Below are 23,344 nucleotides of genomic sequence, written 5' to 3'. Positions count from 1 at the left end.
ACCGTGCTCGCCTGGCCCGGCGCCTAAGCCGCCACCTTCAGATCCTCAATCGACCGCTGCCTCACACCGAGATCGTCCCACAGCTCCGGGTGGCACGTGAACACCAGGATCTGATGCCGCGTGGCCGCGTCGATCAGCGCGCGCTTGATCGCATCGCGCCGCGCGGCATCGGTATGCACGGCGGCATCGTCGAGCATGAGCAAGGTCGGCCGGCCCGACGCCTTCAGCAGATCCGCATACGCGAGCCGAGTCAGAATGCCGAGTTGTTCGCGCGTGCCGAAGCTCAGCGCATCGAGCGTGTCCGCGCGGCCGAAGCGGTCCAGCGTGGCGGGACTCAGATCGTCGCCGAGCGCGATCGTCGACTGCGGGAAAATCCGCTTCAGATAATGCCCCAGCCGTTCGGTCAACGGCGCGCGCAATTGCGCCACCGCGGCATCGCGTTCGTCGACCAGCACTTCGTCGAGCAGACTCAGCGCGCTCGCGCGCAAGCCAAGTTCGTCCTTGCGCCGCGTGGCCTGCTCGACCTTGGCCTCGACCGCCGCCAGACGCTCGCCGAGACCGGACGCGCCGACCGTCTCCAGTTGACTGCGCAATCCCGCGATCTTCACTTGCCGCTCGTTCTGCTCGCCGCGCGCAAGTTCCGCCGACGCGCGATAGCGCTTCGCCTCAGACGCCGGATCGTCGAGGCGCGCTGCTTCCAGTTCGCGCTCGCGCCCTTCGCGCTGCTTGCGCAATGCCTCGACCTGCACGCGTTGCTCGACGATTTTCGTCTGCCACTGCGCGCGATTGCGGCGGAACGCTTCGTCGTTCAACTGCGCTTCCTTGCGCTGCAACTGAGCCGCGAGTGATTCCTCATTCGCCATGCCGGCCGATTTTTTATCGGCCGCGTGGGTCAGCACTTTGCGCGCGGCCTCCAACGCGTCGCGCGCGATCTCGGCGTTGCGGCGCGCTTCGTCGAGCGGCGGCGCAGCCGACACGTCGGGCAGACCCGCGAGCCGCTCGTTGGCGGCCTGCATGCGCGCCGCGGCCGTTGCCGACGCCGCGCGCAACGCCTCGATGCCTTGCGGCGCGTGCACGTCGAGAATCTTCGCCTGGCTTTTCTGCTGCGCGACCGCAGCCTTCCAGCGCTCGTGCCTCGACTCGCCCTCGGCGAGCGAGGCGACGCCGAGCGCCTGCAACAACTGCGCATGCTGGGCTTCGAGCGACGCGAGTTCGGACAAGCGCGCCGGCAGATCGGAGACGCCCGGAATCACCTGCAAGTCGCCTAACGTGCCGAGACTGATCCGCTTCTCCTCGTCCAGACGCAGCACGCCTGCGCCGCTCAGCAGCTCATCGTTGACCGTGATCGCGCCGTTCAGGCGGTATTCGATGCGCGTCATGGCGGCTTCGGTGCGGGCGCGCAGCACGCTCAGCTCGCTGCCGAGCGCGGCAAGCCGCTTCAGTTTCGCCTCGTCGATTTCGAGCGTGGCCGCCTCGCGCGCGGCTTCGAGCACGGCGTCGTTCGCTTTGCTGGCGGCGGCGATCGATGCTTCGAGCCGCTCGCTCTCAGCGCGATAGAGTCCGATCTGGCTACGCAGATCGGCTGCGGTCACTGCCGCGTTGGCCAGTTCGAGCGCGCGGCTGGCATCGGCGAAAGCCTGCTCGAATTGCGTCACGCTGGAGACTGCTTGCCCGTGCTCGGCCTGGACCGCCGCCACGCTCGCCCGCAGTGCGTCGAGTTGCTGGCGCTCGCGCGCGACGGCCGCTTCCAGTTCGAGCGCGTTCTGCTCCTGTTGCAACGGCAGCGCCAGTTCGGCTTCGCTCGCCTTCAGCGACTGCTCAAGTCCTTGCAGGCTGCCCTCGAGTTGCACGACGGCATCGGCGCGTAACTGCGCCTGCAAGGCCTTCTGCTCGTGAAGCTCCCACGGACGCTTGCGCTGTGTATCGTCGAAAGCTTGCTGCTGCGCGGCGAGACTCGCAATGTTCGCCTCGAACTGTTGACGCTGCTGTTCAAGATCCCCACGCTCTTCGATCAACCTGGCCAGCGCCTGCTCCGCCTCGGCCAGCGGCCCAGTCGACTTCTGCGTGCGCGCGGTGAGCAGTTGCCGAAGCTCACGCTGCACGGCGGCGATCAGCGCATCTTCGCCCGCCGATTCGCGGCTGCCCGAGAGTTGCGACAGCGCATCGCGCAGATACTGCGCCGCGTGACCGGTGGAATCGCGCATCTCCTGCGTGCTGCCTTGCTGCACCCACAACAAACCGGGAACGCCCGCGTTCTCGGCCTTCAACGGCCCACGCGCGGCGCGTGAAAAACCGAGTAAAGCCGCGAGCCTGTCTTCGGCTTCATCTTCGCCGAACGCGCTCTGGCCGATCTTCAACTCGCAGCGCTGCCGCGTGACGAACTGCTTCGACAATCGGCACGCCGTGCCGTCCAGATCGAAACTCACTTCGACCGACGGCTGTCCGCTCGCCTTGCCCCACGGCAACAGGTCTTTCAGATGCGAGGCCTTGTAGCGCTCCAGAAACACGGCGCGTACGGCTTCGGCAATGGTGCTCTTGCCGGCCTCGTTCGGACCGACAAAGAGATTCAACCCAGGCTGCAGATCGTCGATGACGAGCTTGCCGGTGAACTGCTTGAATTCCTGAATCGCAATACTTTGCAGCTTCATGCGGACCTCGCTTCGCGCGGCAATTCACGTTGAAAACGCGCCAGAAGCAGCAATGCCTCGGCCGCGCGCTTGACCTCTTGCGGGTCGCACTGCGGGTCTTCCTGCAAGCCACGCAGACGCGCCACCACCTTAGCGAGGTAGCCGCTTTGCGCGCCGAGTTCGGCGAGGTCGTCGTCGGTGGGCAGCACTTGCAGGCCGCTCAGGTCGACGCGCAAGGCCCGCACGCGGGCTCGCGCTTCTTCCACCGCGACGTGAAGCGCTTCGGCGTCGGCCAGCGCGGCCGTGCCTTCGACCGTCACGCGCAGCACGTCGTGGCTGCCCAGCGTGGCGAGGCGCGCCTTCAGCGCATCCACATCGGTCGGCACGGCGATGGTTTCGTCCCAGCGATGCCATTGATATTGACCGACCCGTACCGGCTCGACCAGCGGCGACGCGCCCGGCTCGTTCAGCGTGACGTCGAGCATGAAACCGGGATCGTTGGCGCGGAAGCGGTCCTGCTCGTGCGTGCCGGCATACCAGATGCGCTCATCGACACGCAGATGGCCGTGCCAGTCGCCGAGCGCCAGATAGTCCAGACGCGCACTCGCGGCACGCGACGGCGCGAGCGGATTCGACGAGTCGATGCCTTCCTGCAGAATCCCGCTCACGCTGCCGTGCGCGAGCCCGATGCGGTGATAACCGGGCGGCGTCTCCGTCGTATCGAAGAAACCGGTGGTGTCGTCATACGTGATGCGTTGCGTGAGCGGCGCGCATAGCAGCGCGCAGCGGCACTCGTCCAGCAGCACCACGCCGGGTTCGAGCACCAGGCGCACATTCGGCGCGACGCAGTTCAGACGCTGCGCGCGGGTCCACACGCTCTCGACGAGCGCGGCGTCGTGATTGCCCGGCAGCATGATCCACGGCCCGGTGAAGGCTTGCAGCGCGCCGAACAGACGGCGGATCACCGTGTCCGAGACCGTTTGCAGATCGAATACGTCGCCGGCCACGAGCACCGCGTCGACCTTGCGCGCGGCGGCTTCTCCGGCGATCCGGCGCACGGTCTCGAAGCGAGCCTCGGCAAGATGCGCCGCTTCGTCCGGCTCGAACTGGCCGAATTGCGTGCCGATCTGCCAGTCCGCGGTGTGCAGAAACCTGATCACTGTGCCTCCCTTCCATTCAATTGCAATCTGCCTCGCCGGGCAAGGCGGCGCAGTCTAACCGCAGATGTTACCGTGCCCACGCGGCAAAGCTAGCCCTTGACGGCCAGCGCGGCCTGGCCCATGCGCTGACGAGCGGCGCTACACTCGCGTTTCCGGAAGCGCGAGCCAAGCGCTCCACATTATTTCAATCGACCTCGACCCGCTGCCCTGCCGCCGATGAACAAAGCAATCGAACTGAAGAAGGCCAAGCGCACGCCGTTACTGCTGTTGCTCGCCGCCGCCTGCGTTTTCGTGGTGACCGCGTTCATGCCGCGCGGCATCTGGGTGGACGGCATCAAGGCGATCGCCGAGGCCGCGATGGTGGGCGCACTCGCCGACTGGTTCGCGGTGGTCGCCCTGTTTCGCCGCGTGCCGATCCCGATCGTCTCCGCGCACACCGCGATCATTCCGAGGAACAAGCACAAGATCGCCGACAACCTCGCGGTGTTCGTGCAGGACAAGTTTCTGGATGTGCCTTCGCTAGTCGGCCTGATCCAGAAGCACGATCCGGCGCGCAGCATCACCGGCTGGCTGACGCAGCCGGCCAACACCGCGCGTTTGGGCGACTACGTCGTCAAGCTCACCAGCGGCATTCTGGAATTGACCGACGACGTGCGTATCCAGGTCTTCATCAAGGACGCGCTGCGCGACGTGCTGGCCAAGGTGGATCTGTCGCAATCGATGGGCGCGATTCTCGACACGCTCACCAAAGACGGCCGTCATCAGGAACTGCTCGACGCCGGCATCGAACAGGTGGTGGCGCTGCTGCGCGAACCGCATGCGCGCGAGTTCATCGCCGAACGGATCGTCGACTGGGTGAAAAGCGAGTACCCAACGATCGAAAAGATTCTGCCTTCGGCATGGCTCGGCGAGAAAGGCGCCGAAGCCATCGCCAAGGCGGTGAACCGCATGCTCGAACAGATCAGCGAGAACCCCACGCATCAGCTGCGCCAGAAGTTCGACGACGCCGCGCACAAGCTGATCGTCAAGCTCAAAACCGATCCCGCGTTCCTGCAAAAAGGCGAGGAGCTGAAACGCTATCTGGTGGAAGGCGACGCGCTCAGTTCCTATGTGAAAGACATGTGGGGCGAATTGCGCGCGTGGCTCAAGCGCGATCTGCAAAGCAGCGACTCGGCGCTGCATGCGCGCGTGGTGGCGATGGGCCAATGGGTCGGCCGCGAACTCGCGCACGATCCGGCGTTGCGCCAGTCGCTCAATGACCACCTTGAGGAAGCCGCACGCGCGATGGCGCCGGACTTCGCGCAGTTCCTGACGCGCCATATCAGCGACACCGTCAAGAACTGGGACTCGCACGAGATGTCACGGCAGATCGAACTGAACATTGGTAAGGATCTGCAATACATCCGCATCAACGGGACGATTGTCGGCGGCTTTATCGGCCTGCTGCTGTATGCGAGCTCGCAATTGCTCGGCTTGCTGCGTCTGCACATGGGCTGAGCAATAGGCCGTCCTGCGTCAAAGCGCCTACAATCCGGGCATATGAATTGCTCATGCGTATGGCCCGGACTCCCTCAATGTGTCCGCGAGCGGCGAGCATAAGAACGACAGCGCGTCTCAATCGGAAAGTGTGCTCATGAAAATATCCTTACCGCCGCACGGGCGGCCAAACCGCGTTTACCCGCCGGGCACGCCCAGTCTGCATGGCCTCGCGTCGGTGATTACCGGCGTGGTGGTGGTGTGCGGGTTGTACTTCGGCCGCGCGGTGTTGATCCCGATCACGCTCTCGGTGTTGCTCAGCTTCCTGCTCGCTCCGCTCGTGCAGATGTTGCGGCGTTTCCATATGGGGCAACTGCCGTCGATCTTCATCGCCGTGTTGTTCGCATTGGCCAGCCTGCTCGCGGTGGGTGCGCTGATCGGTGCGCAACTGGTGCAACTCGCGGCCGATCTGCCGCAGTATCAGGAGGCGATCGAGCAGAAAATCGAAACGGTCCAGGAGAAAACCGTCGGCCGCGCCGATTCGCTGATGAGCCGCGCCGCCGTCGCCTTGCAGCGCGTGGCCCCGCCCAAGCCGAACCCGCCGCGTCCCACCGGACGCGCCGCGCGCAACGCGCCCGCCGTGCCGCAGCAGGTCGAAGTGCACGAGCCGTCGCCCACGCCGATGCAACTCGCGCAACGCGCGTTGTCGCCGGCTATCGCGCCGATCGAAACGACCTTTATCGTGCTGGTCGTGACGATTTTCATCCTGCTGCAACGCGAGGATTTACGCGACCGTTTGATCAGCCTGTTCGGCTCGCGCGATCTGCACCGCACCACCACTGCGATCAACGACGCCGCCGTGCGCCTCTCCCGCTACTTCGTCGCGCAACTCGGTGTGAATCTGAGCGCGGGCGGCGTAATCGCTATCGGTCTGGCCATCATCGGCGTGCCGGGTGCGCTGCTGTTCGGGGTGATCGCCGCGTTGCTGCGCTTCGTGCCGTATATCGGCATCTGGATCGCCGCGATTCTCGCCGTGTTCCTCGCGGCCGCGATTCAGCCGCAATGGACCATGGCGGTCTATACGCTGATCCTGTTCATCGTCGTCGACGTGGTGGCCGGGCAGATCGCCGAGCCGCTGCTGTATGGCCACCGCTCCGGCCTGTCGCCGCTCGCGGTGGTGGTGGCGGCGATTTTCTGGAGCTGGCTGTGGGGGCCGGTCGGCCTCGTGCTGTCGACGCCGCTCACGTTGTGCGTGGTCACGCTGGGCCGCTACGCCGACCGCCTGAACTTTCTCACGGTGCTGCTGGGCGATCAGCCCGCGCTCACGCCCGCGCAGAACTTCTATCAGCGGCTGCTCGCGGACGATCCGCACGAGGCCATCGTGCAGGCGGAGCGCCTGTTGCGCGAGATGTCGCTGATCGACTACTACGACAAGGTCGCGCTCGAAGGCCTCAAGCTCGCCCGCAACGACGCGATGCGCGGCGTGCTGATGCCGGACCAGTTGCAGCGTATCAACGACGCGCTGGTGGACATCGTCGAAAACCTGGAAATCGCCGACGGCTTGCCGGACCGCCTCGCGCGCAGCGAACCCGCCGACACCGCGAGCGCGCTGCTCGCTTCGGCCTCGGCCGATCTTTCCGAGCGCCACGATAGCCACATTTCAGCGCAGCCACAGATGCGCCGTGAAACCGAAAAAACGTCCGTGCTGTGCGTACCCGGACGCGGTTCGTTCGACGAAGTCACCACCGCGATCGCCGTGCAGTTGCTCGGCCGCCAGGGCCTCGCGCCGATGATGGCCACGCACTCGGGTTATCGCAGCGCACGCGCCGACGAACCGAGCTTCAAGGACGCGCCGATCATCTGCATCGTCTCGCTCGATGCGCCGGAATCGCCGCCGTATCTGCGCAACATGCTGCGGCGCACGCGCGAATGGCGGCCGCGGGCGACGCTGGTGGTCGGCGTCGGCGGCGCGCCGGAAGGCGGGCCGGAGGCGGGCGCAACCGGCGCTTCGCACGCGGCCCCCACCTTCCGCGCGATGATCGAGGAATGCCAGGCGGCCTCGAGCCTGCAGCATGCGCGCCAGCCATCGCATGTGGGCGGAGCGGACTGAGAGCCTGCTTCGCCGCCACGGCCTTGCCCCGCTCTTTGTACCCAAAATGAGGACAGCCGCACGCGCGCCCTCCTTCATACTTCGTTATCGATTCGCACCGCCTTGAAGAGCTAACCAGCCCCGGCGGGCAATTCCCGGCATCGAAGATCCAGGAGACACGCATGAGCCGCCCCTTCAAACCCTATCCGTTTTCGCCTCGTCACTATGAGGGCGTGGTGCCATCGCTCGTCGACGGGCGCGACCCGCTCAAGCGGCCCGTGGCGATCGTCGGCGGCGGGCCGGTCGGCATGACGCTGGCGCTCGCGCTGGCTCGCCAGGGCGTGCGCTCGGTGCTGATCGAAGCCGACGACGGCGTGTGCACCGGCAGCCGCGCGATCTGCATCTCGCGGCGCAGTCTGGAGATATTCAAGCGACTCGGCGTCGTGCAAGGCTTCCTGCAAAAAGGCTTGCCGTGGACGGGCGGCCGCAGCTTCTACCGCGACACCGAAGTGTTCCGCTTCGCCATGCATCAGGACGACGAGCAATCGCTGCCGCCCATGATCAACATCGCGCAATACCAGATCGAACAGTTGCTGCTCGACGAGGTGGAACGGCATGCCGATCTGATCGAGATCCGCTGGCAGACGCGCGTGACCGGCATCGAACAGCACGCGGCGGAAGGCGGCCGCGGGAACCTGGAATGCACGAGCGGCGCGACGCTCGCGCTGCGCACCGGCGACACCGCATGGCAGATGCACGCCGACTGGGTGGTCGCCTGCGACGGCGGCCGCAGCACGATCCGCGAGGCGCTCGGCCTCAAGCTCACCGGCACCACATATGAAGGCCGCTACGTGATCGTGGACATCGAACTGGACAGCGCACGCGCCACCGAGCGTCTTGCGTATTTCGATCCGCCCTCCAACCCCGGCTCGACGGTGCTGGTGCACAAGCAGCCCGACAACGTCTGGCGCATCGACTATCAGCTTCGCGACGACGAAGATCCGGAAGCCGCCGTGCAGCCCGAGAACGTCATGCCGCGCGTACAGAGCGTGCTCGACTCCATGGGCGAAACCGGCGCATGGTCGCCGATCTGGGTCACCGTCTACAAGGCCAACGCGCTAACGCTCGAACGCTACCGGCACGGCCGGGTGCTGTTCGCGGGCGACGCCGCGCATCTCGTGCCGATTTTCGGCGTGCGCGGCGCCAATTCCGGTATCGACGACGCGGACAACCTCGGCTGGAAACTGGCCTGGGTGGTGAACGGCGTGGCATCGCCGCGACTGCTCGACAGCTACAGCGACGAGCGCGTGTTCGCGGCACGCGAGAACCTGAGCTACGGCATGAAGAGCACGGAGTTCATGGCGCCGCCCTCATTCGCCTTCGATCTGATGCGCCGCGCGGTACTTGGCCTCGCCGAGCATCATGCGGCCGTGCGTCCGCTGATCAATCCTCGGCAGACACATGCGATTGCCTATGTGAAGTCGCCGCTCAACGAAGCCGCGGGCGACGTGGCCGACGCTTTCAAGCAAGGCCCGGTGCCCGGCACGGTGTTGCCGGAATGCCGGCTCAAACGTACGGAAGATGGCGTGGTCGTCGATATTCATCTGACGGATCTGCTCGGGCCTTGCTTCACCGCGCTGTGCTTCGGTCCAAACGCGAACGCGAACGACGACTCCGCGCAACACACAGCGTGGCAGCCATTGCAAACCACGCTGGCCGAACAAGGGATTCCGTTCAAAGCCGTCATGCTGGTCAGGAACGACACGCAAAACGCTACGAGCTCAAACGTGATCGACCACACCGGCCGTCTGCACGACATGCTCGACGCCACGCCCGGCACCGTCTATCTGATCCGCCCCGACGGCCACGTACTCGCCCGCTGGCGGGACGGCAGCGCCGCGGCCACGCAGCGCGCCATCAGCACGGCGCTGACGACTTAACAAAAGGAGACCCACCTCATGACCGATAGCGATCTCGATCTCGTCTACACGACGCTCTGCAAGACCCTCACGAACGAAGGCGAAGCTCAGGCGCCGTTGTATCTGGCCCGCCTCGCGATGCTGTGCCTGACCGAACTCGACAACCCGCGGCGCGCGTTGTCGTTGATCGAAGCGGCACGGCTGCCGGCTTCGACCGCGGTGACGGCATAAGGCGTAAAAAAGCCGCCGCGCCTCTCATGGCACGGCGGCTTTTCATCGAGGCTGGTGTCACTGCTTCGGATACAAACCCAGCGTGCTCGCGTGCAGACGCGCGAGACCGAGCAACGCATCTGTATATGGCGTAGCTACGCCTGTCAGTTGTCCTAGTTCGCGCACCGCGGCCACCAGCGCGTCGAGTTCGACCGCTTTACCCGCTTGCACGTCCTGCAGCATCGAGGTTTTCATCGCGCCGAGTTTCAGTGTGACCTCGTGGCGATCCGCCGGCTCCTGGTCGATCGGAATGCCGAAGCGCGCGCCGATTTCCTTTGCCTCCAGCATGATGCTCGTCACGAAGTTGCGCGCCAGCTCGTCGCTGAGAATCCGGTCGGTGGTCGTGCCGGTGATGGCGCTGATCGGATTCATCGTCATATTGCCCCACAGCTTGTACCAGACGTCGCGCTGGATCTGCGCCGACACCGACGCATTGAAGCCCGCCGCCGCAAGCGTGGCCATGAGCGCCGCGACACGCTCGCTCGACTGCCCCGACGCTTCGCCGATAATCAGCCCATTGCCCTGATGATGGCGGATCACGCCCGGCGCTTCGACCAGACAACTGGCGTGCACCACGCAGCCCACGGTCTGCGCAGACGGAATCGCGGCGGCAATCGCGCCGTCGGGATCGATCGACTTCAGGCGCTTGCCGGCGAAGTCCGCGCCGAGCCCGTCGCAGAACCACCAGGGCACGCCGTTCATCGCGGTCAATACGATCGTTTGCGCGCCAAGCAGCGGCGCGATCTGCGCGGCCACCGACGCCATCGCCGGTCCCTTGACGGCGACCACGACGAGATCCTGCACGCCGAGGTCCGCGGGCTTGTCGCTCGCCATCACCTTCACGGCATGCGTCACGCCGCCTTCGATCAGACGCAGGCCGTGCTCGCGCAGCGCGTTCAGCGTCCCGCCGCGCGCCACCACGCTCACGTCGTGGCCGGCCTGGGCGAGCTTCACACCCATCCAGCCGCCGATCGCGCCTGCTCCGTAGATAGCTACTTTCATTGTTTCAATCCTTGTAACTGGCGTCGATGCGGTCCACTCGCCGCACCAACGCATCGAACACGTCTTGCCCCGCGCCGTGACGCGGATCGAACTGCAGCGCGTCGCGCGAGCAGCGAATCGCCACGTCTTCCGGCACCGGCCGCGCGCGGCCCATCGCGAATGTCGCCATCTGGATTTCGCAGGCGCGGTTGAGCGTCCACAGGACCGCGAAAGTTTGCGGCAAGGTGTGCCCCCACGCAAGCAGGCCATGATTGCGCAAGATCACCGCCTGCCTGTCACCGATGTGCTTCAGGAGGCGCGGACCTTCTTCGGCGTGAACCGTGATGCCCTCGAAGTCGTGATACGCAATGCGGTCGTGCAATTGTGCGCTGTAGAAATTGGTCTGCTGCAGACCGTCTTCCAGACAGGCCACGGCGACGCCCGCCGTGGTATGCGTGTGCATCACGCAGTGCGCGTCGGGCAAGCCTTCGTGAATCGCCGCATGCACGACGAAGCCGGCCGGATTCACCGGATACGGCGAGTGATCGAGCACGCGTCCCTGTGCATCGATCTTCACGAGGTTGCTCGCGGTCACTTCGCTGTAGTGCAGCCCGAACGGGTTGATCAGGAACTGCCGCTCGCCGCCGCTCACGCTGGCGGGGACGCGCAGCGTGATGTGGTTATAGATCATCTCAGTCCAGCCGAGCATGTCGAAGATCCGATAGCACGCCGCAAGCTGCACGCGTGCATGCCATTCGTCCGGATGCATCGAGTGGGCCTTCGGCGCGCTCGGCGCTTGTATGTCGAGGGTGGTCATTTGGGTCTCCCTTGTCGACCAGAGTTGGCGCTTTAGCGCCTTACTCTGGTCCCATGCAAAGCGGTCGACCGGAGTTGGCGCTTTAGCGCTTACTCCGGTCCCATGCAAAGCGGTCGACCAGAGTTGGCGCTTTAGCGCCTTACTCCAGTCCCATGCAAGATCGTTGCTGTTATCGTTCTGTTGATCGAAAAAACGCGCTTATGCGCCCGACACCACGGCCACGATCGACGTCGCCACATACTCCGCATTGCGTTCATTCAGACCGGCCACGCACATGCGCCCGGAGCGCAGCACATACACCGCGTATTCGCTGCGCAGGCGTTCCACCTGGCTTTCGCTCAAACCCGTATAAGTGAACATGCCGCGCTGCGCGACATAGCGCGCGCGCATCACTTCGTCCACACGGCCCGCGAGTCCGGCGTGAATCGTTCCGCGCATGGCGAGAATCCGCTCGCGCATGGTGGCGAGTTCCGCTTCCCACGAAGCGCGCAACGACGCATCCGCGAGCACGTTGGCGACCAGCCGCGCGCCGTGCGTCGGCGGATTGCTGTAGTTCGCGCGCACCGTCGACATCAATTGACCGAGCACGCGGCCGGCCTCTTCCGCGCTCTTGCAAACCACGCTCAACGCGCCGACGCGCTCGCCGTACAGCGAGAAATTCTTCGAGAACGAATTCGCGGCGATCAACGGAATGCCCGCGTCGGCCAGCAGACGCACGCAGGCGGCGTCTTCTTCCAGACCGGCTCCGAAACCCTGATAAGCCATATCGAGGAAAGCGATCAGCTTGCGGCGCTGCAAGACCGGCACCAGCTCGGCCCATTGCGCCGGGCTCAGATCGACGCCGGTCGGGTTGTGGCAGCACGCGTGCAGCAGCACGACGCTCTGTTCAGGCAAGCGGCCGATCGTCTCGATCATGTCGGCGAAACGCAAGCCGCCGGTGTGTTCGTCGTAATACGGGTAGGTGTTGACCGTCAGCCCCGCGCCTTCGAACACGACGCGATGGTTTTCCCAGCTCGGATCGCTGATCCAGATCTGCGAGCTGGGGAAATAGCGCTTCAGGAAATCGGCGCCGACCTTGAGCGCGCCCGAGCCGCCGATGGTTTGCAGCGTCGCGATCCGGCCCGCCTTGCGCGCCTCGCTGTCCGCGCCGAATACCAGCGCCTGCGCCGCGTCGCGATAGAGCGGCAGGCCGGCCATCGGCAGATACGAGCGCGGGCCGATCGAATCGAGCAGCGCGGTTTCGGCGCGGCGCACGGCGTCCATCACCGGCAGCTTGCCGGCGTCGTCGAAATAGATGCCGATGCTCAGATTGACCTTGTTGGTGCGCGGGTCGAGTTGAAAGTCTTCGTTCAGGCTCAGAATCGGGTCGCCTGGGTAAGCGGGAATGTGGTCGAACATGGCAATTCCTTGAATGCGGCCGCGCTGCGGCCTTGGTGTGACGCTTGGTGTGGCGTAACGACAGCCCGGCGTGAACCGGCTTGCGTGCCGGCCTGGCTCAGACGGCAATCCACTTGCATGGGACCGGAGTAAGCACGAAAGCGCCAACTCTGGTCGACAGAGCGAGACCGAAGTCTAAGCGGGTTTGGCTCGGTGCGTCGATTAGGAGAAGTCTCCGCGCATGGCGCACGGCGCACAATCAATCGATTTTTCACGATTCGTTAGTTTTTCTTTAGAATCGCCGAATGCCACTCACGCGCGTCACCATCCGTCAGTTCGAAGCGTTTCTCGCCATCGTCGATTTGCATAGCATCGGCGCGGCGGCGGACCGGCTCGGCCTGACTTCGTCGGCGGTCAGCCAGTTGCTGGCCGACCTCGAAGCGGAACTCGGCTTTCGCCTCTTCGACCGAACCACGCGGCGCGTGAATCTGTCGAGCGCGGGGCAGGATTTTCTATCGTCGGCGGAATCGGTGCTGCGCCACGTGCGCGCCGCCGCGCAATCCGCCGACGATATCCGCAACCGCGCCGCGGGCATCGTGCGGATCGGCGCGCCGCTGGTGCTGGCGGCGACCGCGCTGCCCGCGGCCATCGCCGAATATGCGCGCGACAAGCCGAAGGTGGTCGTGCGCATTTGCGACACCGTGGTCGAGCAACTGGTGGAACGCGTGGAAAGCGGCGACGTGGACCTCGCGATCGGCCCCGACCGGCCAAGCGGCACACGCGTGCGATGCGACCCGGCGTTCGCGAGTCCGTGGGTGATGTGGTGCGCGCCGAGCCATCCGTTGAACGCGCGCCGCCGCGTGCTGTGGCCGCATTTGCGCGAGGTGCCGATCGTCGCCACCGGCCGCGACCACGAACGCGCGGTCGGTCAAATGCTGGCCAATCTGCCGGCGGAGGCGCGCATCATTCCGGTGGACGTGGTGGACAACGTCACCACGGCGTTCGGCCTGGCCTCGCAAGGGCTGGCCGTTACGCTCGCGCCCGCCTATGTCGCGCCGCTGGCGCGGACCTTCGGGCTGGTAATGAAGCGCATCGTCGATCCCGAAACGATCCGCGAGGTGTGCGTGTATCGTTCCACCGAGCGCGCATTGTCGCCGCCCGCCGATGGTTTCGCGGATTTCATCATGCCGTGGCTGAAGCGCTGGGATCGCGAGACGCAGGCCGATGTGCGGCCTAAGCGTGCGTGACAGGCGACTGCTGAACGCGTCGGCTCAAGCCCGCTCGGGCACCATGCACAGCGCGAACAACTGGCGCTGGCTAGAGATGCCAAGGCGCGCGTAAGCGCGCTTTTGATAGGTGACCACACTGGCAGGCTTGACGCCCATTTGCACAGCGATTTCCGCGGCGCCGGCGCCTTCGAGCGTGCCGCGCAACACATCGAGTTCGCGCGGCGTGAGTGCCGGGCAAGCGCGTCTGACCCGCGCCAGCATCGCGGCGGCCGAACCCTGCTGATGCTGTCCATTCAGCGCGTAATGACTCTTCGCCGCGTGCGCGAACAGATGCGCGAGGCTTTCGACGCGTTCCAGCTCGCCCGGCTGAAACACGCCATAGGCGCGGTCGCGATACAGATTGATCGACAGCCAGACGCTTTCCATCGGCTGCACGAGCAGCGATAGCCGGTCGGACACATTCGGCTGCGCGTAACAGGCCGCGCGATACGCTTCGTTTTCGATCTCTTCGCTTTGTTGCTGGTGCAGCACCAACGCGTCGCGCGCCGGTTTTTCATGCGAACGGCCGATAATCGCGCGATTGCCGTCGAGGGCATAAAAGTGCGTGGCGTAGCGATCGGCGACGTCGCGCAGAAAGCGGCCGCCGCGATGATCGGCGGCTGACACGGTGCGCGGCCTCGCGTCGAATTCATAGGCGAAGATGGTGCACTGCGAGACAGGCAGCGTATCGCCGACGGTTCTGAGGATGCTGGCGGCGAGCGCGTCGGCATCCGCGTGCGAGATCGACATGACGAGCTCGGTCGCGCGCGAGGTGCTGATCTGTTCGTTGCGGTGCGGTGCAGAGATGCGCCAGGAACGCATGATGAGAGTCGGGTCGCTGTGCAAGGGGTTCGGTTCGCCAAGCGTAGCACAGCGCAACGCGGGACTGTTTCCGGTGGTCTGCAAGAACGCCTACAGTTGTCCAGAACGCGTGATCTCACTGACTGAGCAAGGAGCACTGGCATCACATCGACATGCGCGGACATGCGCTATCGCAGCATCGAGATCGACGGCCTGGGCATTTCCTACCGTGAAGCCGGCCCCCGTGACGCATCTCGCCCGCTGATTACCGGACCCTGCCGGTGACATCGGGCGCTTACTTGCCCGTAAACGACCCGCGCTGGAACGTCACCATTCTCGGCAACTCGATCGTAAAGATCGTCCCTATCGCTTCGTCGGAATGCACGCTGACATTGCCGCCGTGCATCCGCGCGATCTCCTGCACGATATGCAGGCCGAGCCCCAGCCCTTCGCGCGAGCGCGCACCGCTGTTGTTCGGGCCAAACGCCTTGAACAGATGCGGAAACACCTCGGCCGGAATCGTGCCGCGATTGGCGACCTTCAGACGCACGGACTCGACCGCTTCGCCATCCACCTCGACGCCGATATCGCTGCCCGGCGCGCCATGATGCAGCGCGTTGCTCACCAGATTCGACACAGCCTGCCAGACCAGGTCCGTGTCCCACGCGCCCGATGTATTGCCGCGGCTCGCGAACACGATCTGCTTGCCGTTCTCGCGCGACGCGAATTCGTCGATCACGGAACGGCACAGCGTCGCCAGCTCGATCGAGCGCGGTTGCAACGGCAGGCGCCCGCCCTGCAAACGCGCGAGATTGAGCAACTGGTCGACCATGCGCGCCATGCGCAGCGAACTGTTCTTCACCCGCGCGGCCACTGTCACCGACTGTTCGTCGGCCGCCGTGCGCATCAGATATTCCGCCGACGCCAGCACCGCGCCGAGCGGCGTGCGCAAGTCGTGACTCAGCACCGCCATCAGCATCTCGTTGGCTTCGAGCATCTGCCGCGTGGTGACGAGTTGCGCCGCGAGCTGGCGCTTCTGCTGTTCGAGCTGCACGAACACATCGACCTTGGATTGCAGAATCCGCGGATCGAACGGTTTGTAGAGAAAGTCGACCGCGCCGGCTTCGTAGCCGCGGAACGTGCGCGACGCATCCTGCGCGGTCGCCGTCAGAAAGATGATCGGCACGTGCGAGGTGCGCGGGCTGCCACGCATCAGCGCGGCCAGTTCGAAGCCGTTCATGCCGGGCATGTTGACGTCGAGAATCGCCAGCGCAACTTCGTGCTTGAGCAGCAGGTCGAGCGCCGCCGTGCCCGAGTCGGCCACCAGCACGGCGAGATCAGGCCGTGCCAGCAAGGCTTCGAGCGCCGTGATGTTGTGGACGATGTCGTCGACGATCAGAATGTTCACAGGTGAGTTCGTCATGGCATCGGGTCAGAAAGAGGCCGGCAATGCGGCAAGCCGCCGGGCCATGGTTTCGGGAGTGTAAATAAAATCCGCCACGCCGCGTTCAATCGCGGCGCGCGGCATCTCGGGGGAAGCAGCAGTGTCCGGCGCCTGCACCCAGGCCGTGCCGCCGAACGCGCGCACGCGCTTCAAGCCTTGCGCGCCGTCGTCGTTGGCGCCGGAGAGCAGCAGCGCCAGCAGGCGTTCGCCATACACGGGGGCGGCCGACTCGAACAGCACGTCAATCGAGGGACGCGAAAAGCGCACGGCGGCGTCGGTCGACAGCGCGACGGTGCGGTCCACCTCCACCAGCATGTGGTAGCCCGGTGGCGCAATGTGCACGCGGCCCGGCATGATGCGTTCGCCCGCATCGGGCTCGAGCACCGGCAACGCGCAGCGATGCGCGAACGCATCCACCAGGTAGCTCGGCGGATCGGGCGGCAGGTGCGTGACGATCAAAACGGCCGGCGCGAAGTCCGCGGGCAGCGCGCCGAGCAGCACGTTCAGCACTTCGATGCCGCCCGCCGACCCGCCGATCACGACGAGCTCGTAGCCGCGCGCCGCTTCGGCGCGCGGTTCGGAATCGACAGCTGGCTGGACAGTTGAGCGTGGCATGGTGAGCGTGCTAGCGCTTCTGATAAATGCGTTCGCTCGGACGGAATTCGTCGAACGCTTCGTAATGACGGGAAAAACGCAAACTTTCCTTGCTGCCCAAGCCCAGAAAACCACGCCGCACGAGCGCGTTCTCGAACAGACCCAGCGCGCGATCCTGCAAGCCGCGATCGAAATAGATCAGCACGTTGCGGCACGACACCAGATGCGCTTCGAGAAAGACCTCGTCGGTGGACAGGCTGTGGTCGGCGAACACCACGCGCTCCTTCAGCGAGCCCGCAAAGCGCGCGCCGCCATAGGCAGCATGATAGTAGTCGGACAGCGAACGCTTGCCGCCGGCCGCCAGATAGTTCTGCGTGAAGCCCTGAATCCGGTCCAGCGCGTAGATGCCGGACTCGGCGCGCGCCAGCGCGTCCGGGTTGATGTCGGTCGCGTAGAACAGCGTGCGCTCGGTCAGGCCCTCCTCGTCGAAGAGGATTTTCAGCGACCAGAGTTCTTCGCCCGTGCTGCATCCCGCTACCCACACCTTGATCGACGGATAGGTGCGCAAGCGCGGCAGCACGTGTTCGCGCAGCGCGAGGAAATACGCCGGGTCGCGAAACATCTCGCTGACCTGGACCGTGAGGTACTGGAACAGCCGCGAAAACTCGTCGCCGTTGCGCATGATGCGGTCCTGCAACTGCGACAGTGTCTTCAGCCCGAATTCCTCGAGCGCCTGCGACAGGCGGCGCCGCAGCGACGACATCGCGTAGTGCCGGAAGTCGTGCTGATACTTGAGATACACCGCCTCCAGCAGCAGCTTCAACTCGATGTCGAAGTCGCTGATGCGTTGCGGTGCGTCGAATTCTGACTGGCTCATTCTGTTCCCGTGTTCCTGCTACCGTTGCCGCAACCAGACGCGGCACAGCGCGACCAGCTTGTCCACGTCGATCGGCTTCGAGACGTAGTCGTCCGCGCCGGCTTCGAGGCAGCGCGTGCGGTCGTTCGCCATGGCCTTTGCCGTCAGCGCGATGATCGGCAGATGAGCAAAGCGCGGATTGCGGCGAATCTCGCCCATCGCGGTCAAACCGTCCATCTCCGGCATCATGATGTCCATCAGGATCAGATGCACTTCGGGCCCGTTTTCCAGCGCTTCGAGCGCTTCGCGGCCGTTGCGCGCAATCTGCAGTTTCGCACCGAGCGGCTCCAGCACGTGCGAGAGCGCGAAAATATTGCGGACGTCGTCTTCGGCCAGCAGGATCGTGCGGCCCTCGAAGGCATTGTCGCGCTGCCGCACCGTGCGCAGCATGCGCTGCTGCTCGGGCGCGAGCGACGACTCCACGCTATGCAGGAACAGCGTCACCTCGTCGAGCAGGCGCTCGGGCGACTTCGCGCCCTTGATGATGATCGATTTCGAATAGCGGCGCAGGCGGTGCTCTTCCTCGTCGGACAGCATGCGGCCCGTGTAGACGATCACCGGCAGCGCGGCATGCGCGGTGTTCGCGGCGAGCCGTTCGAGCAGATCGTAGCCGGTGCCGTCGGGCAGCGCGAGATCGGTCACCACGCAGTCGAAGGTGAATTTGCCCAGATACTCCAGCGCTTCGGCCAAGGTTGCGACTGCAACGATCTCGGTGTTCTCGCTTTGCAGGAGCGCGCGAATGCTTTCGCGCATCGGCGCGTCGTCCTCGATCACCAGCACGCGTTTGAGGCGCTGCTGCAGACGCGCTTCGAGGCGGCGGATCGCGGCTTCCATCGTGCTGCGCGCGGTCGGCTTGAGCGTATAGCCGATGGCGCCGAGGTGCAGCGCCTTGTCGGCGTGATCGGTAGCCGAGACGATGTGGATCGGGATATGACGCGTGAGCGGATCGTTCTTCAGCCATTCCAGCACGGTCAGGCCGGAACGGTCCGGCAGGCCGACGTCGAGCAACACCGCCGCCGGGCGCATGTCGCGCACGAGGGCGAGACCGGTGGCGGCACTGCTGGCGTGGACGAAGTCGAAGTCGAGGTCGTGCGTCAGATCGCGCAGGATTTCGGCGAAGGCGAGATCGTCTTCCACCGCGACGATCAGACGGCCGGCGCGCGTGCGGTTGTCGCGGTCGTCGGCAATCGGGCCGTTGGTGGTTTCGGGCGCGTTGCCGTTGATGAAGCCGCTCGTCAGGCCATTGGCCGGCGTGATCACCGTGGGCTGGCTGCCGCCCGAAGACGGGCGCACAAGCAACGGTTCCATCGTCGATTCGGCCGCGGCCGGTGCGTCGGCTGACGTCTGAGCCGAGGCGACGGCCGGCGCCGGCGCAGGGTGCGCGCCCTGGCTTGCGTTCAAGGCCGCCTCTGCATCGAGCGGCAACCACAGCGTGAACACACTGCCCTTGCCGACTTCGCTGGCGACGGTGATCCGGCCGCCCAGCAAGCGCGAAAACTCGCGCGAAATCGATAAACCCAGGCCGCTGCCGCCGTATTGACGGCTGGTGGAACCGTCGGCCTGCTGGAACGCCTCGAAGATCATGTCCAGCTTGTCGGCCGCGATGCCGATGCCGGAGTCGCGCACGTCGATACGCAGCATGTCGCCTTCGGCCGGTGCCACCGAGAGCGCCACCTCGCCGCGTTCGGTGAATTTCACCGCGTTCGAAAGCAGGTTGCGCAGAATTTGCGTAACGCGCTGGCCGTCGGTGATGAAGGTATCCGGCGTGCCCGGCGAGCGGTCGAACGCGAGACGCAAATGCTTGGCGCTGGCCATCGGCCTGAACAGTTCCTCCAGCGCCTGCAGGGTTGCGTCGATCGACACCGTTTCGAGTTCGACCGTGACCTGCCCGGCTTCGACCTTCGACAGATCGAGAATGTCGTTGATCAGCACCAGCAAGTCGCTGTTGGAAGCATGAATCGTTTCCGCGTAGCGCACCTGCTCTTCCGTCAGATTGCCGGTGCGGTTCTGCTGCAGCAGCTTCGCGAGAATCAGCGAACTGTTCAGCGGCGTACGTAGTTCGTGCGACATGTTGGCAAGGAACTCTGACTTGTAGCGGCTCGACTGTTCGAGGCGCGCCGCGTTGGCCGCGAGGTCGTCCTGCGCGCGCAGCAGATCGGACTTCTGCCGCTCGAGACGTTGCGCGTATTCCTCCAGCTGCACGTTGGTCTGTTCGAGCTCGGCCTGCTGCGCCTCGAGCCGCGTTTGCGATTCCATCAGCGCGCGGCCGCGCTCTTCGAGTCCTTCATTGGAGACGCGCAATTCCTCCTGCTGCACCTGCAGTTCTTCGTTCAACTGCTGCGTTTCGGCCAGCGCGTCCTGCAGACGCTCGCGATACAACGCGGCTTCGACGAAGTCGCCCATGCCCTTGGCGATCAGTTCCATGAACTCCTGGTCACGCGCGGTCAACTCGCGCATGAAGCCCAGTTCGACGACGCCATTGACCTCGCCGTCGTTTTCGATCGGCATGACGAGCAGGTTCTTCGGCGCGCTGCTGCCGGTCGCGGAGACCACTTGCACGTAATTCGCCGGCAAGTCGCGCAAGATCAGCGTGCGGCGCGCGAGAGCCGCCTGGCCGATCAGCGTCTCGCCTTCGGCAAAATTGCGCGCGCTGGCCTGCTCGCTTTCGCGGCTGAAACCGTATGTCGCGATGCGCCGTAGCGCGCCGTGCTGCCTGTCGCGCACGTAGAGCGCGGCCACGGCGGCGTCCAGATATTGCGCGAGAAAGTCGAGCATCGCACGGCCCACCAGCGGCGAGGTCGCCTGACCGACCACCTTTTCCGCAAGTAGGCGCTGCCCCGAGCGCAACCACACTTGCCCTTGCAGCATCTCGGTCTGTTCGGCCTGCTGGCGCAGCGCGCCGTCATACGTGGTCGACAAGCCCATCAGTTCGCGCCGGCCCATCCACGCGAGCAGGCCGCTCACGCTCAGGCTGAACAGCAGGAACACGCTCACCAGCGTGGTGGTGACTCGGCGCGTCGCTTCACTGCGCTCCTGACGCAAGCGCAACTCGACGTCGAGAAACTCAGCAAATTCACGGCGCGTTTCATCGAATTCGGTCTTGCCGCGACCGCTCGCCAAGGCGTCCTCGAAATTCTGATTCCGACGGCGTGCGTCGATCATCTCTTCAGCGAAACGGCTCCAGCGTTGCTGAATGGCCTCGATCTGCTTGAGCTTCTCGACTTGCGGCGGGTTGTCGGCGACCATCTCCTGCAAGGCCTCGATCTGCGTCTTGAAGCGCGGGCCGCCGGCTTCATAAGGCGCGAGGAAGCTCTCGTCGCCCGTGATCAGGAAGCCTCGCATCGCGGTCTCGCGGTCGACCGCGAGGCGCAGCATTTCATTGGCCTGGCCGATCACGCGTTCGGAATGCTCGGCCCAGTTCATGGTCGAGACCAGGTAGGCAATCAGTCCAACGAAGACGGCCATCGTGACCAGGCCGACACCCAGAGGCAAGGCAATGTTGCGGCGAATGATGCTGCGAAAACGATTCTGGTCGACGGCCTGAGATGCGGTCATTTTTTCTGTCTTCGGCTTGCCGAATCGAGTCGATTCGGAATATTTTTCGGGTATTTCGCGTGATTCATTTTGTCGCGATGCGACGCGCGTAATCATACAGGATGAGGGTTGTTTTTGAGGCGCGGGTCAGCGGTTCAGGCTTGCTGGACGGGCCTGTTGCCGACTCACGCAACTTTGCGCCGCCCACGCGGGTCAATCGTGCGAGGAATACAAATCCGCTTTCTTCGATCAACCGATCGCCGTCCACTCTCTTCCGGTAGCCGATGCCTTCTCACGCCCTCACCGATTTCTCCCGCGCGCCCTTGCGTATCGCCCTCGCCGCCGCGTTCATCTGGCATGCCTCGTTGAGCGGCGCGGCGCAGGTTGCCGAGCCGCCCTCGGCACACGGCAGCATCGTGGCCGCCACCGTGCACGTCGAGGCGCCCACGGAAGCTTCGCCGGTCGTGCCCATCCCGCCGTCCGAGCAATATCCGACGCTCTATCGTGATGTGCAGCTCGCGCATCTCTATCCCGACAGCAAAACTTTCGCGGACATGGTGCCGCTTTCGGCGCCCGCGCAGATCGCGGCTGCGTATAGCACCGCCAGGCAACAGCCCAACTTCAATCTCGCCGACTTCGTGAAGCACAATTTCACGCTGCCCACGCGCACGGCGAAGGTCTATGTATCCGATCCGAATCAGGACGTGGTGGGCCATATCGATACACTCTGGAACGTGCTGCGCCGCGAGCCGGATGCGACCGCAAGCCCATGGTCCTCGCTGCTGCCGCTGCCGTACGCGTATATCGTGCCGGGCGACCGCTTCGATGAGATCTACTATTGGGACTCGTACTTCATCATGCTCGGCCTCGAACAGAGCGGACAGCATGCGCTGGTCGTCGACGAACTGAAGAACTTCGCAACCCTGATCGACCGCTACGGCCATATTCCGAACGGCAATCGCACCTACTACCTGAGCCGCTCGCAGCCGCCGTTCTTCGCGCAGATGGTGCGGCTCGTCGCCGAAAAGGATGGTGACGCCGTCTACGCGCAGTATTTGCCCGAGTTGCAGCGCGAGTACGCCTACTGGATGGACGGCAGCGATGGCCTGGCCGCCGGCCACGCCAACCGGCATGTGGTGCGCATGCCTGACGGCACGTTGCTCAACCGCTATTGGGACGAACGCGCCACGCCGCGCGACGAGTCGTATCGCGAAGATGTCCTCACCGCGCAGCAGACCCCACAACGGGATTCCGCGGATCTCTGGCGCAATCTGCGCGCCGGCGGCGAAACCGGCTGGGATTTCAGCTCGCGCTGGTTCGCGGACGGCAAGACGCTCGCTACCGTGGAGGTGACTTCACTCGTGCCCGTCGATCTGAATTGCCTGCTCGCCGATCTTGAGCGCACGCTGGCCAAGGCTTATCGTCTGCGCGGCGACGTCACGCATGCGGAAAATATGGAGCAGCGCGCCGCCTCGCGCGCCGAAGCCATTCGCCGCTTGCTGTGGGACCCGCAATTGCAGGCATTCGGCGACTACGACTTCGTGCATCACACGCTCACGCACAGGCTCACTGCCGCGACGGTCTATCCGTTGTATACGGGGATAGCCAGCCGTCAGCAGGCGAAAACGGTCGCCGCTACGTTGCAGCGCGAATTGCTGCGCCCGGGCGGACTCGCCACCACGCAGGCGGCGACGGGCCAGCAGTGGGACGCGCCGAACGGCTGGGCGCCATTGCAGTACCTGGCGGTGATCGGCTTGCGGCGCTACAGCGAAGCGGCGCTTGCGCAAACCATCGCCACGCGCTGGATCAAGACCAATGTGTCGTACTACCAGCACACCGGCAAGCTCGTCGAGAAATACGATATCGACGCGGCCACGCCCGGCGTTTCGGCGGGTGGTGGCGAGTATCCGCTGCAGGATGGTTTCGGTTGGACCAATGGCGTGCTGCGCGCGTTGCTCGTGCTGTATCCGCAGACGGTGCAGGCCTCGCGTCCTAGCGATATTCCCGAAGGTCCGGCGGGCGTGTCGGGGGGCCCGCCGTGCGCCGCCCCCCCCCCCCACCATAAACAAAC

General features: G+C 64.9%; 17 protein-coding genes. 6 read left to right on the top strand and 11 right to left on the bottom strand.

Translation table 11 applies throughout. The annotated features are described in order from the left end of the window. Nucleotides 1–23 precede the first annotated feature (23 nt). Together P0D73_RS21625 and P0D73_RS21620 are read right to left on the bottom strand one after the other, a co-directional pair. Nucleotides 24–2,648, bottom strand: a complete 2,625-nt coding sequence (locus P0D73_RS21625) for an AAA family ATPase (RefSeq protein WP_408432790.1) — start codon at nt 2,646–2,648, stop codon at nt 24–26. Next, nucleotides 2,645–3,787 (bottom strand): metallophosphoesterase family protein, encoded by a 1,143-nt coding sequence (locus tag P0D73_RS21620; RefSeq protein WP_408432788.1) that lies wholly within the window; start codon nt 3,785–3,787, stop codon nt 2,645–2,647. Before P0D73_RS21620 ends, P0D73_RS21625 begins: the two co-directional genes overlap by 4 nt. Before the next feature lie 216 nt (nt 3,788–4,003). Here P0D73_RS21620 and P0D73_RS21615 point away from each other — a divergent pair, with 216 nt between their 5' ends. The 4 genes from P0D73_RS21615 to P0D73_RS21600 all read left to right on the top strand — a co-directional run bounded on the left by P0D73_RS21615 (nt 4,004) and on the right by P0D73_RS21600 (nt 9,502). Beyond that, nucleotides 4,004–5,284: a DUF445 domain-containing protein gene (locus P0D73_RS21615; protein ID WP_408314450.1), complete on the top strand. Its 1,281-nt coding sequence runs from the start codon at nt 4,004–4,006 to the stop codon at nt 5,282–5,284. A 136-nt stretch (nt 5,285–5,420) separates the two neighbouring features. Continuing rightward, the gene (locus P0D73_RS21610) at nt 5,421–7,373 is read left to right on the top strand and encodes an AI-2E family transporter (protein ID WP_408180977.1); all 1,953 of its coding nucleotides are present in this window, start codon (nt 5,421–5,423) and stop codon (nt 7,371–7,373) included. Between the two features lie 161 nt (nt 7,374–7,534). Beyond that, nucleotides 7,535–9,292, top strand: a complete 1,758-nt coding sequence (locus P0D73_RS21605; RefSeq protein WP_408432786.1) for an FAD-dependent oxidoreductase — start codon at nt 7,535–7,537, stop codon at nt 9,290–9,292. 18 nt (nt 9,293–9,310) lie between these two features. After that, the gene (locus P0D73_RS21600) at nt 9,311–9,502 is read left to right on the top strand and encodes a hypothetical protein (RefSeq protein ID WP_132377342.1); all 192 of its coding nucleotides are present in this window, start codon (nt 9,311–9,313) and stop codon (nt 9,500–9,502) included. A gap of 57 nt (nt 9,503–9,559) precedes the next feature. Here the strand turns inward: P0D73_RS21600 and P0D73_RS21595 are convergent, their stop codons facing one another. The 3 genes from P0D73_RS21595 to P0D73_RS21585 form a co-directional block, all read right to left on the bottom strand. Further along, complete coding sequence (locus tag P0D73_RS21595; RefSeq protein ID WP_408432784.1) at nt 9,560–10,543, bottom strand: 2-dehydropantoate 2-reductase; 984 nt, start codon at nt 10,541–10,543, stop codon at nt 9,560–9,562. Nucleotides 10,544–10,547: 4 nt separating this feature from the next. Next, complete coding sequence (locus tag P0D73_RS21590; RefSeq protein ID WP_132377344.1) at nt 10,548–11,339, bottom strand: class II aldolase/adducin family protein; 792 nt, start codon at nt 11,337–11,339, stop codon at nt 10,548–10,550. 198 nt (nt 11,340–11,537) lie between these two features. Next, nucleotides 11,538–12,737 (bottom strand): amino acid aminotransferase, encoded by a 1,200-nt coding sequence (locus P0D73_RS21585; RefSeq protein WP_408432782.1) that lies wholly within the window; start codon nt 12,735–12,737, stop codon nt 11,538–11,540. Nucleotides 12,738–13,021: 284 nt separating this feature from the next. Between P0D73_RS21585 and P0D73_RS21580 the strand changes: the two genes are divergently transcribed. Continuing rightward, a complete protein-coding gene (locus tag P0D73_RS21580; RefSeq protein WP_408314444.1) occupies nt 13,022–13,963 on the top strand; it encodes a LysR family transcriptional regulator in 942 nt (313 codons plus the stop codon). Between the two features lie 24 nt (nt 13,964–13,987). On the opposite strand, the gene P0D73_RS21575 is transcribed toward P0D73_RS21580, so the two are convergent. From P0D73_RS21575 to P0D73_RS21550, 6 genes are all read right to left on the bottom strand, one after another. Continuing rightward, complete coding sequence (locus P0D73_RS21575; RefSeq protein WP_132377347.1) at nt 13,988–14,806, bottom strand: helix-turn-helix transcriptional regulator; 819 nt, start codon at nt 14,804–14,806, stop codon at nt 13,988–13,990. 274 nt (nt 14,807–15,080) lie between these two features. After that, nucleotides 15,081–16,208, bottom strand: coding sequence for a hybrid sensor histidine kinase/response regulator (locus P0D73_RS21570; RefSeq protein WP_132377348.1), 1,128 nt, complete (start codon nt 16,206–16,208; stop codon nt 15,081–15,083). Between the two features lie 9 nt (nt 16,209–16,217). Beyond that, complete coding sequence (locus tag P0D73_RS21565; protein WP_408180984.1) at nt 16,218–16,844, bottom strand: chemotaxis protein CheB; 627 nt, start codon at nt 16,842–16,844, stop codon at nt 16,218–16,220. 10 nt (nt 16,845–16,854) lie between these two features. Further along, nucleotides 16,855–17,700: a CheR family methyltransferase gene (locus P0D73_RS21560; protein WP_408180985.1), complete on the bottom strand. Its 846-nt coding sequence runs from the start codon at nt 17,698–17,700 to the stop codon at nt 16,855–16,857. Nucleotides 17,701–17,718: 18 nt separating this feature from the next. Next, nucleotides 17,719–21,294 (bottom strand): response regulator, encoded by a 3,576-nt coding sequence (locus P0D73_RS21555; protein ID WP_408432779.1) that lies wholly within the window; start codon nt 21,292–21,294, stop codon nt 17,719–17,721. Nucleotides 21,295–21,358: 64 nt separating this feature from the next. After that, entirely contained in the window at nt 21,359–21,526 is a 168-nt protein-coding gene (locus P0D73_RS21550) for a hypothetical protein (protein ID WP_408432777.1), read from the bottom strand. A 31-nt stretch (nt 21,527–21,557) separates the two neighbouring features. On the opposite strand from P0D73_RS21550, the gene treF reads away from it, so the two are divergent. Further along, nucleotides 21,558–23,344: alpha,alpha-trehalase TreF (gene treF, locus P0D73_RS21545; protein WP_408432775.1), on the top strand; the 1,787-nt coding region annotated here is incomplete at its 3' end.

Origin of the sequence: Paraburkholderia sp. RL18-101-BIB-B, assembly GCF_046026985.1 — a bacterium.
Classification (GTDB): domain Bacteria; phylum Pseudomonadota; class Gammaproteobacteria; order Burkholderiales; family Burkholderiaceae; genus Paraburkholderia.
The sequence above is the reverse complement of the archived record's forward strand: the minus strand, read 5'-3'. Positions and strand labels throughout refer to the sequence as shown.

Bases quoted from the DNA above. Each gene is read 5' to 3' on its own strand.
- P0D73_RS21625 (WP_408432790.1), bottom strand. From the start codon at position 2,648: ATGAAGCTGCAAAGTATTGCGATTCAGGAATTCAAGCAGTTCACCGGC.
- P0D73_RS21615 (WP_408314450.1), top strand. From the start codon at position 4,004: ATGAACAAAGCAATCGAACTGAAGAAGGCCAAGCGCACGCCGTTACTG.
- P0D73_RS21610 (WP_408180977.1), top strand. From the start codon at position 5,421: ATGAAAATATCCTTACCGCCGCACGGGCGGCCAAACCGCGTTTACCCG.
- P0D73_RS21605 (WP_408432786.1), top strand. From the start codon at position 7,535: ATGAGCCGCCCCTTCAAACCCTATCCGTTTTCGCCTCGTCACTATGAG.
- P0D73_RS21600 (WP_132377342.1), top strand. From the start codon at position 9,311: ATGACCGATAGCGATCTCGATCTCGTCTACACGACGCTCTGCAAGACC.
- P0D73_RS21595 (WP_408432784.1), bottom strand. From the start codon at position 10,543: ATGAAAGTAGCTATCTACGGAGCAGGCGCGATCGGCGGCTGGATGGGT.
- P0D73_RS21590 (WP_132377344.1), bottom strand. From the start codon at position 11,339: ATGACCACCCTCGACATACAAGCGCCGAGCGCGCCGAAGGCCCACTCG.
- P0D73_RS21585 (WP_408432782.1), bottom strand. From the start codon at position 12,737: ATGTTCGACCACATTCCCGCTTACCCAGGCGACCCGATTCTGAGCCTG.
- P0D73_RS21580 (WP_408314444.1), top strand. From the start codon at position 13,022: ATGCCACTCACGCGCGTCACCATCCGTCAGTTCGAAGCGTTTCTCGCC.
- P0D73_RS21575 (WP_132377347.1), bottom strand. From the start codon at position 14,806: ATGCGTTCCTGGCGCATCTCTGCACCGCACCGCAACGAACAGATCAGC.
- P0D73_RS21570 (WP_132377348.1), bottom strand. From the start codon at position 16,208: ATGACGAACTCACCTGTGAACATTCTGATCGTCGACGACATCGTCCAC.
- P0D73_RS21565 (WP_408180984.1), bottom strand. From the start codon at position 16,844: ATGCCACGCTCAACTGTCCAGCCAGCTGTCGATTCCGAACCGCGCGCC.
- P0D73_RS21560 (WP_408180985.1), bottom strand. From the start codon at position 17,700: ATGAGCCAGTCAGAATTCGACGCACCGCAACGCATCAGCGACTTCGAC.
- P0D73_RS21555 (WP_408432779.1), bottom strand. From the start codon at position 21,294: ATGACCGCATCTCAGGCCGTCGACCAGAATCGTTTTCGCAGCATCATT.